Source organism: Nocardioides silvaticus, assembly GCF_003160695.1.
GTDB lineage: Bacteria > Actinomycetota > Actinomycetes > Propionibacteriales > Nocardioidaceae > Nocardioides > Nocardioides silvaticus.
This window is the reverse complement of record NZ_QGDD01000023.1, coordinates 1-524: the sequence shown is the minus strand read 5'-3', so window position 1 is coordinate 524 and position 524 is coordinate 1. Positions and strand designations below refer to the sequence as shown.

At 60.9% G+C, this 524-nt stretch carries 1 protein-coding gene; it reads right to left on the bottom strand.

All coding sequences use genetic code 11. The features are described from left to right. Nucleotides 1–524 (bottom strand): major histocompatibility complex class I-like protein (locus tag DJ010_RS23070; protein ID WP_146207439.1); only part of this gene is annotated, 524 nt, incomplete at both ends.

The window sequence follows — 524 nt, the reverse complement described above, 5'->3', positions numbered from 1 at the left end:
ACAAGCTCCATGTCCTGGGTCAGCTCCTCCCCATTCAACTGCCAGGTCAGGGTGATGTCAGCAGGGTAGAAGCCCAGGGCCCAGCACCTCAGGGTGACATCAACTTGAGATCTGGGGTGATAGGTCACATGGGCCTTTGGGGAATCTGTGCGCAGCAGCGTCTCATTCCCGAGCTCCAGGTATCTGCGGAGCCACTCCACGCACTCGCCCTCTAGGTAGGCCCTGTAATACTCTGCATCACCAGCCTGCTCCCACTTGCGTCTGGTGATCAGCGCCGCCGTGTCCGCCGCCGTCCACGTTTTCAGGTCTTCGTTCAGGGCGATGTAATCGCGGCCGTCGTAGGCGAACTGCTGGTACCCGCGGAGGAGGCGCCAGTCCGACCCCACGTCACAGCCGAACATCCGCTGGAACGTGTGAGAGCCGCCCTTGCTCTGGTTGTAGTATCTCTGTGCGGTCCTCAGGCTCACTCGGAACCACTGCTCATCGCTCTTGGCTCTCTGTGTCTGCTCCTCCCAATACTCCGG